Here is a 13784-nt window from a genome sequence, read left to right on the forward strand (position 1 = left end):
GCTCCTATTTTATAAGCTTGATAATTATCTCGTTTTTAATGTTAGTTATGTCGTTATTGTCGCTAATTAACGCATATTTTGCGTCATTAGATAAATTTATGGTGTAGTTAGTTTTTATCTCGTTTTCTCTTTTTAGATCGATTTGGTTTAAATTTTTATCATAAATTCTAACAAGTGGCACCCATTTATTTGGCTCGTTTGAGATGATATTTAGGCTACTTGCGCCTGCTACATCGACGATATAGACGCCGCCACTTTTGACAAGCGGGGTCTCTTCATTAAAATTTACTTTTGACGCATCAAGGCTCATATTTTTAGCGTCCAAATAAAGCGCTAAATTTCCATCAAGCCTATCAAATCCCATGATCTTAAAGCCGCTTTTACTAAGCGTGAAATTTAGTAAATTTGGATCTATGCCACCACTTTTTAGAGCTAAAATCCCATAAGAAATTTCATTGCCATTTTTTAGAGAATTTACCCTTGCCACACTTATATTTGCATCTTCAAGAGCTAAATTTATCGATTTTACAAAAAGTGCTGAGGGGACTTTTTGTGTGCTTATAAATTTTAAATTTAAACTATTTGAGCTAAAAGAGAGAGCATCGTAGTTCGAGCTTTGCTTTAGCCTTGAGACCAGCTCGCCAACGTTTAGCGAGCCGTTAGTATCTAAATTTTCTAAAGAAATTTGTAGATCTTTTCCGCTACTTAGTGCATTTGCGCTGCTATTTAGATCAAAAGCGTATGAAAAAACGCTAAAAAGAAGAAATATGGCTAGTTTTTTTACCAAGATTTGCCCTTATTCATCTCGACAAACTCGTCATAAGTTAAAAATTTCATATCGCCATTTTCTACTAAAAATCTAGCTGGACGGCTTGGGTTATACTTTGTCACCTTATCGCCGATCTTAAGCTCGATGTTGCCATTTCCGCAAACAACTAGCTGTCTTTGGTCTAAATTTATATTGACACTTTTGCTTGTATCGCTTGATGTTTTTTGGCCATTTTCAAGGTTGATGATGCCTATCCAAACGCGTTGTTTTGGTGTGATGATCGCTTCATTTAGCGGTTTTGTCACGTTTTGCTCTACTTTTGGAGCTGGCTGGGCTGCCATGCTAGGTTTTAGGGCATTTTGATCAACGCTAGCAGGACTTACAGTCACGTTTTGCTCAGCTGGAGCTGAAATTTTCACGCTTGAAGCGTTTGCATCGATCTTTGGAGTGTTTTGAGAGATCGTTACATTTGTGTCGATTATGTTTTTCTTCACTTCATTGACGATGCTTGATTGTGAGTAGCTCACGCTTGTGTTGTCTTCATTTAAGCTTGCTATGAAATTTTGGACGTATTTGTAAGCGTCAAAGTAGTAAGCACCGCCAGCGATGATAGCTAAAATGATGATCCAGAAGAAAAATCCAGCCCCGCCACCGCTACTTTGCCTTTGGATCGAGACATCCTCAGGTGTGTAAGAAGAAATTTTTGGGCTAACTTTTGTTTTTTTGCTCTCATCAGGCATATTTTCTTGCATAAATGCGTCGTATTCAGCGAGAAGTTCGCTAAGATCGACGCCGTACTCACGCTGTAAAATTTTGGCGTAGCCTCTCATGTTTAAGCGTGATAATTTTTCAAAATTTTTGTCAAAAATGTATTGTAAAAATGTTGGTTCAATGTGCGTCTTGCGCGAAATTTCCTTTATGCCTATCTCTTTTAAATTTTCTAATTCATTCATCTATCATCCTATCACAAATTATCGCAAAAGCTACACTTACATTTAGGGAGTCCCAGCCGTCTTTTAGCTTGATACCGACGCACTCATCGCACTTTGCTAGAGCTTTTTGCGGTATGCCTTCGCCCTCTGAGCCCATCACCAAAGCTCTTTTGCCAGCAAATTTCATCTCTTTTATATTTTTGCCGTTGCTTGCCGTCGCGTAAAGTCTAAAACCACACTGTTTTAGCTCATTTAGCAGGCTAAGTCCGTCTTCAAAGATCGCTATTGGTATCTCGTAAGCAGCACCGCTACTTGACCTTAAAACACCTTGCATATTTACACTTTTTGTAACAATAACTAGTCCTTCGCAGCCTAGAGCATAGGCGCTTCTAGCGATGGCGCCGATGTTTCCGACATCACTTATGCCATAAAGCACGGCGATGAAATTTAGCTTTTTGAGCTCACTAAAGTCTGAAAACTCAAACTCACTAACGCTTGCTAAAAAGCCTTGATGGTTGCCGCCATGCGCCATCGACTGGGCCTTTTGATTATCCACGCGGATGATCTTCTTGCCAGTGCCACAAATTTTAGAGAAGAGTTTTTTATCACACTCTTTTGAGAGATAGATCTCTTCTAATATCTGTGGGCGCTTGTTCAAAATATGTAAAAATAGCTGTTTTCCGTATATTATCATGGTTGCTTATGGTAGCTAAAGTCAAGTAAAATTTAACTTATTTTGCTTCTAAATTTGAGTGAATTTTTGAAACTTTTTGAGAGAATTTGAGCTTTTAAATTTACGCTTTTATAAGCTCGTCGTAGATCTTTTTGACATCTTTGCCAGTTATTTTGCTAAGCAGTTTCGCCTTTGCTTTTGGGGCTATATCAAGAGAGATGATCTCATCTTTTGTGATGTTTTGAGTGGCTATGTTAGCACTTTTTGAGATGACTACCGCCCACTCGCCGTTTAAATTCGCCTTTTCTAAAATTTGGAATAAATTTTTGGCTGTGCCCTTAAATTTAGTCTCAAATTTTTTGGTGGCCTCTTTTATGGCAAAAATTTCTCTCTCTGGTTCTAAATTTGCGATGCTTTGCACTAAGCTTAATATGCGTTTTGGGCTTTCATAGATCACAGCTGGATAGGCTAAATTTAAAGCATTTTGTATAGCTAAAGCCCTCTCTCTACCGGTATTTGGTAAAAAGCCTAAAAAAACAAACTCTTTATCGCAAAGTCCGCTTGCAACCACGCTTAAAAGTGCAGCGTTTGCTCCGCTTAAAATTTCGTATTTGATATCATTTTTTTGAGCGTATCTTACTAGGCTAACACCTGGATCGCTTATGCCTGGCATGCCAGCGTCACTCATGTAAGCTATGTTTTTGCTCAAAATTTCATCATTTAAATTTGCAAAAAATTCATCTTCGTTGTGTGTGTGAAGTGGGATAAAATTTGAGATGTTTATGTTTGCGTCAAAGCGTTCGTTTAGCAGATTTACAAGGCTTTTGCAAACTCTTGTATCTTCGCAGATAGCTATCTCGCATTCACGCAAAATTTTGATCGCATGAAGCGAGATATCTTCTAAATTTCCTATTGGAGTAGGAACAAAGTAGAGCAAGGCTTATTTTTGAGCGTATTTTTTCTTAAATTTCTCAACACGGCCAGCGCTATCAACTATCTTTTCGCTGCCAGTGAAAAATGGGTGGCACTTGTCGCAAATGTCAATTCTGATTTCACTTTTGTTTGACTTTGTCTTAAAAGTGTTGCCACACGCGCAAGTTACGGTGCAATCTACATACTCTGGATGGATCTCTTTTTTCATCATCTTTCCTTTATTATTTTGGGCTATTTGTTACCTTAAAAGTTGCTGATTATATAAAAACTAATCTAAAAATCAAATAAATCAGGCAAGAAATTTTGCCGCCACAGATATGACTGCGGTCTGTGATCTTAGGATATTTTTTGTATTTAGGCCGTAGATATTTTTAAATTTAGCCATCTCGTCCTCGCTAAATCCGCCCTCTGGACCGATTATTAATATCTCATCATCTCTTTTTTCATTTAAATTTTTACCACCAAAATTTATGGCCGAGACATTTTTATAAACGTTCATTAGCTCATCTAAATTTTTATAAATTTCAAACTCCATTAGCGACGTTCTCCCACACTGCTCACATGAAAGTGCGTTTATGTAGTTTAGCTTTTCAAGGTCGATCTTGAAATTTGCTTGAGAAAATTTAGTATAGACAAAGGCGATCTTGCCAACGCCAAGCTCATTTAAAAATGGCAGCGCCTTTTCGATCGTTTTTGGATCGACGACCGCCCAAGCGATGGTAAAGTCAAATTTATGCTCGCAGTTTAGGCTGGCAAAGACGAGGCTTAAATTTGCACTTCTGCGCTCTATCTCATCGATCTCGTAGATATACTCTTTGCCGTCGCGTAAATTTCTAACACTTATGCGCTCACCTGTTTCAACCCTTCTAGCTTTTAGGTGTAAAAATGCCTCATTTACTATTTTCAGGCGCTCTTCGCCAGCGTTTTTATCATATAAAAATTTCATCTAAATCCCTGCTATGATGATCAAAATAATGTCGCAAATGCCTTTAATAAAGGCAAATTTTTTAAATTTCTCTAGCTCGCCAGCAATGGCATATCTTTTTAGCCTTTTGTATCCAAAGGCGCTAAGTGCGATTAAGGCTATCAAGATAAGAAGCATTTTTATGGCGTTAAATTTTGGCTCGTAGCTATAATATGCCCACAAAATAAGCCCAGTTAGCACCAAAAAGCTAAGCAGCATATGATAAATAGGTAAAAAATACCTTATACGAAGCACGTAATTTTTAGTTCTCACTCCAAACTGAGTAAGCGCTAGATAAAGCACCGCTAAAGCAAGTAGCGCATAAAAAAATGTCACGTGAAATGGCAAAGTATAAGCATAAAGCGAGCTTAAGTGTTCGTTCATTTTTTATCTTTAGGAGGCTCGTTTTCTTCGACGACTGGCTCAGGTGGCAGCTGCTCGTCGATAGTTACATTTGCATCAGGCTGAGCTATCGTAACATCACTTGGTACTGGCTCACTAACGTCGCTTTTGGCCTCTTCTTTATCTCCACATCCCAAAAATACGCCAGCTATAAGCAAAAAAGAGGTTATAAATTTTTTCATTAAACGTCCTTTGGATTTTCTATTTTTATCTTATTTATCATCTTTTCAAGCAAATTTTTATCTTCCCACTCGTCCATAACGGCCTCTGAAAATTTGATATCACTAAGCCTTATCTCGCCCATTTGTGGGTTTATCGCGTCCTCTTTGAAGCACTGCGCATAGCCAGTGTCGGTCTCATGGACGATGACACTATGAAGCTTCACCTCGCGCTCGCCGTTGTTCATCACGCTAAGTTCAAGCAGCCTTTCGATCATTACAAAAAATATGCGGCAAAACTGCTCTGCGCTGGGATTTAGCGGGATCTCGATCCACCTTGCAGAGTGCTTTTTAAGATCGTTTTTGTATTCATCACTATCGCCTGAATATATGGTCGTAGCGTGATCAAAGCTATCTATGATCGTCTTTATGTTTTGCTTCATCAGCCCAAAGTCATAGACCATGCCAGCGTTATCTAAGAAATTTGAGCTAAGTAAAATTTCTGCTACGTAGCTGTGACCGTGGATGCTCGTCCTGCAGCGCTTTGAGCTACAAAATCTCACGATATGCGCATTTTCAAATCTAAAAAGTTTTCTAATAATCATCAAACACCCTCTTTGTCGCCCCAAAGCCTGATGTGGATACGCTCTGAGTAGTTAAATCCATGCTTTATGGCAAACTGCGCTGTTTTTAGAGCATTTTTGCTTAGCTCGTCCGCATTTGCGCCCATCGCCATGCACCAAACTGGTAAATTTGCTCTATTTTTTATATATAAAATTTCATCTAGCTCGCTTTTGTCAAAGTGCGAGAGGACAAATTTTAAAAAGCTGCTTTTTGCGTTATTTTTGATAGCTAAAATGGCATCTAAATTTATGCGTTTTTGCTCGCTAACTCCGCTATTTGCTAGCTTTACGCCAAGTGCAAAATGGCAATTTTTATAAATTTCAAATTTAGCAAAATCAACCAAGATCGTGCCATTTGTCTCAAAATGCACCTCGTAGTTTATAAGCAAATTTCTTACCAAATTTATGAAATTTTCATTTTGATGCCAGATGAGTGGCTCGCCGCCTGTTAAAACGATGATCGGCTTTTGCTCTAAGCCTTTACAAAGCCCATCAACTAGGCTTAAAATTTCATCTGTGCTATATCTTTTGTGGTGAAAATGCCCCTTAAAAACGGCTCTTATGCTATCGCATCCCAAAAGCTCTTCGCCTGTTTTTAAAGACCTTGTCTTTACGCCAAAGCCAGAGCAGTTTAGGTTGCAGCCCAAAAAGCGTAAAAACACAGCGAGCCTGCCCTGATAAGCGCCCTCGCCTTGGATGCTTAAAAATGCCTCAACTAATTCTAGCTCTTTGCTCATCAACCACCAGTTTGGTAAAAAGCCCTTGAAGAGGTTTCATTTTCAGCCCCTAGAGCCCATTTGTTCTCTTTTGGCTTGTTAGCTAGCACTTGCCTTAAAATTTCACTCGCTGCGACGATGTCGCCATTTGCAACTGCTTTTTTGATACTTAGTGCATCTTCAAAGTAAAGGCATGGTATCAAAAGCCCTTCAGCGCTTAGTCTAATGCGGTTACAACTTTCGCAAAAGTCGTGTTTATGTGGGTCAATGATGCCAAATTTATAGCCATCATCAAGCCTATAAATAGACGCAGGTGCGTTTGGCAATTTTTCATCTTTTGTGACGTTATATTTTTGCGAGATGATCTTTAAAATTTCATCGCTTTTTAGTCCTTTTAGATCCTCTTTTGCGTGCGAATTCTCCATATATTCGATAAATCTTATCTGAGAGTTTCTAAATTTAGCAAACTCAAGCAAATTTACTAGCTCATCGTCGTTAAAGCCTTTTAATGCGACTGTGTTTATCTTCACCTTTAATCCAGCATCAAGTGCTGCTTCAAAGCCAGCTAAAACCTCGTGCAAGACGCTCTTTTGAGCGATAAATTTAGCCTTTTGCTCATTTAACGTATCAAGCGACATATTTATGCGCTTTAGACCAGCGTCTTTTAGCCTTTTGGCAAAGTGTGGCAGCATAAAGCCATTTGTCGTAAGCGCTAGATCAATGTCTGGCTTATAATCGCTTATCATCTTTATAAAGACGTCCAAATCCTTGCGCACGAGTGGTTCGCCGCCTGTGATCCTGATCTTTTTCACACCCTCATCGATAGCTACTTTAACAAATAAAAATAGCTCTTCAAATGTCAGTAAATTCTCTTTTGGCGTCCAACTAAATGGCGTCGTAGGCATGCAATATCTACATCTAAAATTGCAACGCTGCGTCACGGAAATTCTTAAATAATCAACAACCCGACCATATTTATCTATTAGCATAAAGCACCTTTTTTAAGCTTGGTTAGAGCTTTTTTAATTTTCAATTATATGTTAAAAGATTTAAATTTAAATAAAAATTTAAGCTAATTTTTGTAGTTTAAGAGTAGTTTTGTCTTTTAAAATTAGCCCAAATTTAGGCTAATTTATGAAATTTAAGCACAAATTCAACTCGCCCCATACCCACGTGAAGATCTTTAGCGATCATGGCTGCGCTTTTGCCATCTTTAAACATCTTTAGGATCTGCTCTTCTTCATTTATAACACTCGGGGCGATTTTATTGATATCTCTTGTTCGCTCCTCAAGGTTAAACATCCTATCTTTTTGCTCGTTTGCAAAGTCATCTATCACTCGCTCGATGCTCTTTATAGCGCGGATTATCGGCACGATTTTTTCATTTATCTGCTCGTTTATCTGCTCTTTTAGCTCATCTTTTACATCTTTTAGCTGCTCGTCATCATCAGGCTTAAAGCTTGCAAGTGCGGCTAGCTGTTTTTTGAGATTATAGTTTTCTTGTATGGCGCTCTCTATGGCACGTTCATATCTTGTAAATTTCTTATTTGTCTCGCTATCTTTTATAAATATCAAAGCTATTATTATCGCTAAAACGATGCCAAAACCTAAAAAAATGTAAATTTCCATATTTTTCCTTTACGAATTCGCTCTAAGCTCTCTTATCATCACACGCTCTCTAGCCGTCACATAAGCGTTCCAGTCGGCCTCATCCTCTTCGTGCATGTTCTCTATCTTTGCTAGCCTCTCATCCTGTGCCCTTAGATAAAGGCTCAAATTTCTCTTTGGAAAGATAGGCATCGCAATCCTTGCGTAGTAAATTTCATCTTTTTTAAATTTATCTTCGCTTATTTTTATATGTGTAAAGCCGATCTCATCGATATCTGCGCTCTCTTTTAGTGGCAGATACTGCTTGTGCTCATTTTTTATATAATCACTAAGCGCGTCGATCTTTCTATGAAGCTCGATGACAAGCGTTAGCAAGACTTGGTCGCTCTCTTTGGTCTCGCCGCGTGATTTTGCACGCTTTAGCCATGCTCCAAGCGCATCTTCGTCGCCTGGCAAGATAGAGTTAAATTCTCTTAAAAATTTCTCATCTCCACTTCTGTCGCACTCATAAACCATGCTAAGAGGCGCTTTAAAAAGCCTTACTTCGCTCATAATACACTGATCCAAACAAAGATGAAAAATAAAATTCCCAAGTAGCCATTTAGTGTGAAAAACGCCCGATCTATCTTGCTAAAGTCGCGTCTTACGATCCTATGCTCGAAAAATAATATCACGCCGCTTACCACAATGCCAAAAAATGCCATCGCTCCAAGCCCAGCCGCCCAAGCAAAAAGTAGCCAAAGCATAAAGGCTAGAGCATGAAAAATGGCTGATAAAAATAGTGTCGCCTTGTCGCCGTAAATGGCTGGTATGCTAAAGAGCTTGTTTTCTTGGTCAAATTTCATATCCTGAAGCGAGTAAAGCAGGTCAAATCCAGCCACCCAAAATGTCACACCAAGGCAAAGTAGCACGCTCCAAAGCGGTATGGCAGCGCTCACTGCGACTACTCCAGCGATCGGAGCAAGTCCAAGACTAAGGCCTAGCACCAAGTGCGCTAGCTCGCTAAATCTCTTAAACAGCGAGTATCCGCCAAGCACGGCAAGTATGGGGAAGCTTAGCCAAAATGCGAGCGAATTTACAAAATAAGCACAAATGATAAAGATAAGCGCGTTTGCTACGATGAAAAGCTGCATGTTGCCCTTGCCAATGCGTCCATCCACGCTTGGACGGCTTGCGGTGCGTGGGTTTAGCTTGTCGATGTCCTCGTCTTGGTATCTGTTAAACGCCATGGCGAAATTTCTAGCGCTGACCGCGCAAAGAGTGCCTAAAATAAGCAGTTTAAAGCCAAACCAAGCCGAGCCATTTTCTATCTTGCTCGCAACTATCATCGCCACAAAGATAAAGGGCAGGGCAAAAACCGAGTGCTTAAAAACGATGAGTTCTGCGATATCTTTTAGCTTTTTGATCATATAAATTTCCATCTTTTTAAAAAGTGTCTGATTTTACACCATTTTGCTTTAAATCTAAATTTATATTATCATTGCGAGAGTAATTTAAAATGAAGGGTTATGATGAGTAAAATAGCGATTATCGGAGATGGTTTTAGTGCGTTATTTACGGCGCTTGAGCTAGCTAAAAAGGGTGAAGAAATTTTAGTTATTAGCAGCCAAAAAGATGAGTTTGAGAGCGGAATTTTAACCCCATTTAACACCCCAGCACTTGCAAGAGATGGAGCGATATCTAGCTCGTTTTTGGGGATAGTTAGTAAAAAAAGCGAGCTTGATATAGCGCTTTGCTTAAATGAAAACTTTAGAGCTTGGATGGCGAATTTCACGCTTAAATCAACAAAGGCTCACAACAAAAAGATGAGAATTTTGTTTAAAAAATTTGGACAAAAGAGCTTTGAAATTTTAAGAGAGCTAAGCGAAAAATATCCGCAGATAAATTTTGATGAGAGTGGCGTTTATCTCATCTTTAGCGAGGATGAGAGCTTTAAAAAAAGGCTTGATGAGACAAGGGTCGCTGATAGCGAGCAAGAAATTTTAAGCGTGGATAGCGAGCTAGCAAATTTTGGTTTGATAAATAGAAGCATAAAAGGGGCGCTAAATTTAAGCAAAAACGCAAGCATCGATACAGCTGAGCTAAAAAAGGTGCTTGTTAGCGAGCTAAATGAGCTTGGAGTGCAGTTTATAAATGATGAAATTTATGAGCTAAAAACGCAGGGGCAAGCTGTGCAAAAGGCTGTTGGCGCAGCTGGCGAGTACGAGGCTGATAGCTTTGTCGTGGCTAGTAGAAATTTGGAGCTTTCAAGCAAGCTTGGGACAAATTTAAGTGCCATTTTGGCTAAATTTTACACGATCGATCTTGTGCTAAGCGAGGGTCAGATCCCTAAAAAGCCGATCATTTTAAATGATATGTTTGCCAAAATTTATCCAACGAAAAATGGCGTCACGATCATCACAAATTTACAAGTGGGCGCGATCGATACGCTTGTTAAAACAGAAAAGATCAACGCATTTTTAAACGAGCTAAAAAAACACCTTGGCATAAACGAGCTAAAAGAGCCTAGTTTTAGGGCAAATTTCGTGCTTCTTAGCTCAAATGACAAACCAGCGATCGGACGCGACGAGACATATCAAAATTTACTCTATAACCAAGCATACGGGCTAAACGAACTAAGCTTTACACCGCACTTTGCAGGCGTTTTGGCTGATCTTTTAAAAGAGGGCAAAAGTAACGAGCAAAGTGATGAAATTTTGCTATTTAGCTCACTTTACGAGGGCTAAGCTTGTTTGGCGAGCTAGCACTAATTGGCACCACGGCAAGCGGCAAGAGCGACCTAGCCTTTGAGCTAGCAAAGGAATTTGGTGGCGTCATCTTAAGCCTTGACTCGCTTGCGCTTTATAAAGAGATAGATATCGCCAGCGCAAAGCCAAAGCCCTGGCAGCTGGGGGCTGTGAGGCACTTTGGGGTGGATGAAATTTACCCTGATGAGGAATTTAGCGTTGGGGCATTTTTTGAAATTTATAAAAACGCAAAGGAATTTGCGCGCTCGCAAGAGTACTTGCTCATCATCACAGGAGGCAGTGGCTTTTATCTAAAGGCGATGCTTAGCGGTCTTGCGCCAGACGTGCCAAAATGCGAGCTAAATTTAAGCAACGAAGAAATTTATGAGCTAGCTTTACAAAACGACCCTGAGTTTGCAAGTAAATTTAGCCAAAACGACTCTTACCGCCTCGAAAAATGGTATCAAATTTATAAATTTAGCGGGCAAATCCCAAGCATCTGGCTAAAGCAAAATACCAAAGAGAGCGTCATAAAAGAGCTTGCGATATTTGAAATTTTGTGGGATAAAGATGAGCTTAGAGCTCGCATCGCAAAGCGAACGAAAAATATGCTAGATGAGGGCTTGATAGATGAGGCGAAGTTTTTATTTGACAAGTATAAAAGCGAGCCAAAGCCACTAAAATCGATAGGTCTAAAGGAGTGCAAGCAGTTTTTGGAGGGTGAAATTTCAAAAAGTGAGCTTGAAACACTCATAGCAACGCACACAGCCCAGCTTGCTAAGCGTCAAAGAACATTTAACCGCTCGCAGTTTGAGAAGAAATTTGTGGGTGATTTGGTGCAGACTAGAAGTGAAATTTTGAAATTTTTAAAAGGTTAAATTCAGATTGTCTAGGTGGTAAATTTAATTTAGTGGAGGCGAACAGCTCCAAAAGAAGCCGTTCGATAAATTTATATAGGCATAACCCTGATTTTTGGGCTTAGGCTCTCTTGCAATACATTTTCTATCGCATAAAGCGTGCCAGTCGAGCCGCTTGAACAGCCTGAGCAAGCGCCAAGATAGCGGATATAAACGTCGATATTTTCGCCGTTGTCGTTTCTAATGTCTATGATCTCTAAATTTCCGCCATCCATCATAAGCATCGGGCGGATCTCTTTGTCGATGATCGACTCGATCGCTTTTAGCTGGCCAACCATCGTCATGCTCTCAAAGCTAACGTCGCTTAGGGTGTTGTTTGCTTGAGCATTTGCCTGAGCTTCAAGCCTCTCTTGCTCCATCTCAGCCCTAGTGTCGCGCAAGATATCAACCAAATAGTAGTCTTTTTTCTCGTGTCCGCCAGGTCTAACGCATGATTTGCAAAATGCGCCAGCTTTGGTGTATTGCGTGATCTCCTCAACTGTGTGAAGGTCGTTTAGTCTTATCACCTCTTTGATCGTGCCAAGGCTCACTCTAGCGCACTCGCAAACGATGATCTCATCTTCAAAGTGCTCTGGGTCTATGCCTTTGTAGCTTGCAGCAGCTGCCTTGATAACGTCATACGCCATAACCGAGCAGTGCATCTTTTGAGGTGGCACAGCTGGTGTGTCTGGGTTATCGCGCATAGCTCTTTCGACGTCAAGGTTTGTGATCTTAACCGCTTCATCGACCGTTTTGCCGATGCAAAGCTCGGCCATCGTATCCGAGCTAGCTATCGCCGTGCCACAGCCAAAGCTTTTAAATTTAGCGTCTATTATCTTGTCAGTTTTCTCATCAACGAGCCAGTAGAGCCTGACCGCATCGCCGCAGCTCTCTGCGCCAAAGTCAGCGATGATAAGTTTTGCGTTTGCTTTTTTGGCGTCCTCTTCGGTTAGTTCGCCCATGAATTTAGGATTATTCATCCTATCTTGCACTACCTTTGAGTATTCATCCCAGATAGAGCCGCCGATTAAGTTATTTTTTGCCATGTTTTTCCTTTAAATTTTATAATCCACTCTTATGCCACTCTGGGGCGTATGCAAATGTGCTTGAGATGCCTCTTAGCCTATTTACAGCCTTTGTTATCTGCTCGATCGCATAGTCGATCTCTTCTTCTGTATTAAACCTTGAAAGAGAGAGTCTAAGTGCGGTGTGAGCTAGCTCTTTGTCAGCTCCGATTGCCTCCATGATAGGATTGCTCTCTAGCGTCTCGCTCGCACAGGCAGAGCCAGTAGAGGCCGCTATGCCAGCTCTGTTTAAGTCCCAAAGCATAGCCTCGCCCTCGACGCCTTTGATAGAAGCTAGGATGGTGTTTGGCACGCGCTGATCTTTAGCGCCGACGACGCTAACATCAGGAATTTGTAGTAGCGCGTCTTCAAGTTTGTCACGCAAACGACGAACGTGCGAATGCTCGTAATCCATAAATTTATTTGCTAGTTCAAGCGCCTTGCCCATGCCAACGATGCCTGGTACATCAAGTGTGCCGCTTCTGCGTCCGCCCATGTGCTCGCCGCCGTGAAGCAAGCTGCTTAGTGGCATGCTATTTTTTATAAATAACGCTCCAACGCCCTTTGGTCCGTGAAATTTATGTGCTGAAAAGCTTAAGAAATCAACGTCTAAGTCTTGAACATCTATCTTTATCTTGCCGACTGCTTGCACGGCGTCAGTGTGAAATAAAGCGCCGTATTCGTGGGCAACTTTGGCAAGCTCTTTTATAGGAAAGATCATGCCAGTTTCGTTGTTTGCGCTCATTATGGCGACAAGCGCGACGTTTTCGTCCATTACGGCTCTTAGCTGGTCTGGAGTGACGATGCCGTCGCTATTTACGTCTAAAACCGTAAGATCCACGCCATATTTTTCTAGAAATTTACAAGTTGCCAAAATGGCTGGATGCTCGACTGCGGTTGTGATGATGCGTTTTTTCTCGCCAGTTGCGATCTTGTCGAAGTAGATGCCTTTTACAACCCAGTTGTTGCTCTCGGTTGCACATGAGGTAACGACGATGTCATCGCTATCTTTTGCATTTAGTCCGGCGTAGAGCTGATCTAGCGCTGTTCTTAGCGCTGGGTGGGTTTCTGAGCCAAATTTGTGAAGTGAGTTTGGATTGCCGTATTTTTCGCAAAAAAACGGCTTCATAAGTTCAAAAGCTTCTGGATCAACCATCGTTGTGGCGTTATTGTCTAAATATACTCTCAAATTTAAAACCTTAATTCGGATAAAAAATATCCCTTTTATTTTTGATGGGATATTATAACAAAAAAGTTAAAAGCAAGTTTAAAAAAATGCTTTAGTTTTTTCAATATTTGGCTCATTTTGATAGTAAAAAA

General features: G+C 40.4%; 18 protein-coding genes. 2 read left to right on the top strand and 16 right to left on the bottom strand.

The window, feature by feature from the left end:
- Positions 1-4 precede the first annotated feature (4 nt).
- The 14 genes from CVS89_RS08745 to mqnP form a co-directional block, all read right to left on the bottom strand.
- Positions 5-787, bottom strand: coding sequence for a hypothetical protein (locus CVS89_RS08745; protein ID WP_107847281.1), 783 nt, complete (start codon positions 785-787; stop codon positions 5-7).
- Positions 781-1722: a phosphatidylglycerophosphate synthase gene (locus CVS89_RS08750; protein ID WP_103603484.1), complete on the bottom strand. Its 942-nt coding sequence runs from the start codon at positions 1720-1722 to the stop codon at positions 781-783. The genes CVS89_RS08745 and CVS89_RS08750 overlap by 7 nt, the downstream gene beginning before the upstream one ends.
- Positions 1715-2395: a 23S rRNA (guanosine(2251)-2'-O)-methyltransferase RlmB gene (gene rlmB, locus CVS89_RS08755; RefSeq protein WP_107847279.1), complete on the bottom strand. Its 681-nt coding sequence runs from the start codon at positions 2393-2395 to the stop codon at positions 1715-1717. Before rlmB ends, CVS89_RS08750 begins: the two co-directional genes overlap by 8 nt.
- Before the next feature lie 100 nt (positions 2396-2495).
- Positions 2496-3311: a 16S rRNA (cytidine(1402)-2'-O)-methyltransferase gene (gene rsmI, locus CVS89_RS08760; RefSeq protein WP_107847277.1), complete on the bottom strand. Its 816-nt coding sequence runs from the start codon at positions 3309-3311 to the stop codon at positions 2496-2498.
- A 3-nt stretch (positions 3312-3314) separates the two neighbouring features.
- Positions 3315-3515: a 50S ribosomal protein L31 gene (gene rpmE / locus CVS89_RS08765; RefSeq protein WP_009295018.1), complete on the bottom strand. Its 201-nt coding sequence runs from the start codon at positions 3513-3515 to the stop codon at positions 3315-3317.
- A gap of 81 nt (positions 3516-3596) precedes the next feature.
- Positions 3597-4253 carry a 16S rRNA (uracil(1498)-N(3))-methyltransferase gene (locus CVS89_RS08770; protein WP_107847274.1) on the bottom strand — a complete coding sequence of 219 codons (657 nt, stop codon included), beginning with the start codon at positions 4251-4253 and terminating at the stop codon, positions 3597-3599.
- Positions 4254-4655 (bottom strand): hypothetical protein, encoded by a 402-nt coding sequence (locus tag CVS89_RS08775; RefSeq protein ID WP_107847272.1) that lies wholly within the window; start codon positions 4653-4655, stop codon positions 4254-4256.
- Positions 4652-4855 carry a hypothetical protein gene (locus CVS89_RS08780; RefSeq protein WP_004318036.1) on the bottom strand — a complete coding sequence of 68 codons (204 nt, stop codon included), beginning with the start codon at positions 4853-4855 and terminating at the stop codon, positions 4652-4654. The genes CVS89_RS08775 and CVS89_RS08780 overlap by 4 nt, the downstream gene beginning before the upstream one ends.
- On the bottom strand, positions 4855-5436 hold the full coding sequence (locus CVS89_RS08785) for a 6-pyruvoyl trahydropterin synthase family protein (RefSeq protein WP_021089494.1): 582 nt from the start codon (positions 5434-5436) through the stop codon (positions 4855-4857). Before CVS89_RS08785 ends, CVS89_RS08780 begins: the two co-directional genes overlap by 1 nt.
- The gene (locus CVS89_RS08790; protein WP_107847269.1) at positions 5436-6191 is read right to left on the bottom strand and encodes a 7-carboxy-7-deazaguanine synthase QueE; all 756 of its coding nucleotides are present in this window, start codon (positions 6189-6191) and stop codon (positions 5436-5438) included. The genes CVS89_RS08785 and CVS89_RS08790 overlap by 1 nt, the downstream gene beginning before the upstream one ends.
- The gene (gene moaA, locus CVS89_RS08795; RefSeq protein WP_012001065.1) at positions 6191-7159 is read right to left on the bottom strand and encodes a GTP 3',8-cyclase MoaA; all 969 of its coding nucleotides are present in this window, start codon (positions 7157-7159) and stop codon (positions 6191-6193) included. Before moaA ends, CVS89_RS08790 begins: the two co-directional genes overlap by 1 nt.
- A 133-nt stretch (positions 7160-7292) precedes the next feature.
- Positions 7293-7799: a DUF6115 domain-containing protein gene (locus tag CVS89_RS08800; RefSeq protein WP_004318037.1), complete on the bottom strand. Its 507-nt coding sequence runs from the start codon at positions 7797-7799 to the stop codon at positions 7293-7295.
- Between the two features lie 9 nt (positions 7800-7808).
- Entirely contained in the window at positions 7809-8330 is a 522-nt protein-coding gene (locus tag CVS89_RS08805) for a hypothetical protein (RefSeq protein ID WP_002942437.1), read from the bottom strand.
- Positions 8327-9187 (bottom strand): menaquinone biosynthesis prenyltransferase MqnP, encoded by an 861-nt coding sequence (gene mqnP / locus CVS89_RS08810; protein WP_413784173.1) that lies wholly within the window; start codon positions 9185-9187, stop codon positions 8327-8329. The genes CVS89_RS08805 and mqnP overlap by 4 nt, the downstream gene beginning before the upstream one ends.
- A 102-nt stretch (positions 9188-9289) precedes the next feature.
- Between mqnP and CVS89_RS08815 the strand changes: the two genes are divergently transcribed.
- Positions 9290-10504: an FAD-dependent oxidoreductase gene (locus CVS89_RS08815; RefSeq protein ID WP_103646917.1), complete on the top strand. Its 1215-nt coding sequence runs from the start codon at positions 9290-9292 to the stop codon at positions 10502-10504.
- A gap of 2 nt (positions 10505-10506) precedes the next feature.
- Positions 10507-11382, top strand: coding sequence for a tRNA (adenosine(37)-N6)-dimethylallyltransferase MiaA (gene miaA, locus CVS89_RS08820; protein WP_103646916.1), 876 nt, complete (start codon positions 10507-10509; stop codon positions 11380-11382).
- Positions 11383-11453: 71 nt separating this feature from the next.
- Here the strand turns inward: miaA and CVS89_RS08825 are convergent, their stop codons facing one another.
- Together CVS89_RS08825 and CVS89_RS08830 are read right to left on the bottom strand one after the other, a co-directional pair.
- The gene (locus CVS89_RS08825; RefSeq protein WP_004318029.1) at positions 11454-12446 is read right to left on the bottom strand and encodes an iron-sulfur cluster assembly scaffold protein NifU; all 993 of its coding nucleotides are present in this window, start codon (positions 12444-12446) and stop codon (positions 11454-11456) included.
- A 16-nt stretch (positions 12447-12462) separates the two neighbouring features.
- Positions 12463-13653 carry a NifS family cysteine desulfurase gene (locus CVS89_RS08830; RefSeq protein ID WP_103643452.1) on the bottom strand — a complete coding sequence of 397 codons (1191 nt, stop codon included), beginning with the start codon at positions 13651-13653 and terminating at the stop codon, positions 12463-12465.
- Positions 13654-13784: the final 131 nt, after the last annotated feature.

This window comes from Campylobacter concisus, assembly GCF_003048615.2.
In the GTDB taxonomy this organism is placed as follows: Bacteria; Campylobacterota; Campylobacteria; order Campylobacterales; family Campylobacteraceae; genus Campylobacter_A; species Campylobacter_A concisus_C.